Source organism: Dysgonomonas mossii (genome assembly GCF_004569505.1).
In the GTDB taxonomy this organism is placed as follows: Bacteria; Bacteroidota; Bacteroidia; order Bacteroidales; family Dysgonomonadaceae; genus Dysgonomonas.
In genome coordinates this window covers 1-462 of record NZ_SPPK01000059.1, presented here as the reverse complement: position 1 = coordinate 462, position 462 = coordinate 1, and the positions used below count along the sequence as shown (strand labels likewise).

The 462-nt window shown below is 70.3% G+C and carries 1 protein-coding gene; it reads left to right on the top strand.

Annotated features, from left to right (window positions below; all coding sequences use genetic code 11):
* The coding region (locus tag E4T88_RS18895; protein ID WP_135107567.1) for a Uma2 family endonuclease at positions 1–462 on the top strand (462 nt) is incomplete at both ends.

The following is a 462-nucleotide window of genomic DNA, read 5'->3' as shown; positions in this document are numbered from 1 at the left end:
CATGGATGGTGCCGAATTCAGGCACTGGGCGGAGAGCCGTCCAGACGAGGAGCGCTGGGAGCTGCTCGATGGCGACCCCGTGCTCATGGCGCCCCCGCGCGAGGCCCATCAACGCATCGTCATGAATCTCGCTGGGCGCCTGGACGCGCTCGCCGAGCCGAGGGGCTGCCGTGCCATGCCGGGCCTCGGCATTCTGAGCGCGGCGCAGGACGACTTCGTGCCGATCCCCGACGTGGTCGTGCGCTGCGGGCCGCCGCTGCCGGACGGATACGCCGAAGACCCGCTGCTGGTGGCCGAGGTGCTGTCGCCCTCGACCATGAGCCTGGACCGGGGCCGCAAGATCGATTTCTACCGGACGGTGCCGAGCCTGCAGGTCCTGCTGATCGTCTATTCCGACGAGGTCCGGGTCGAGGTCTGGCGGCGCCGGGGCGACGATTGGAGCGTGCAGGCGCTGGGTCCCGA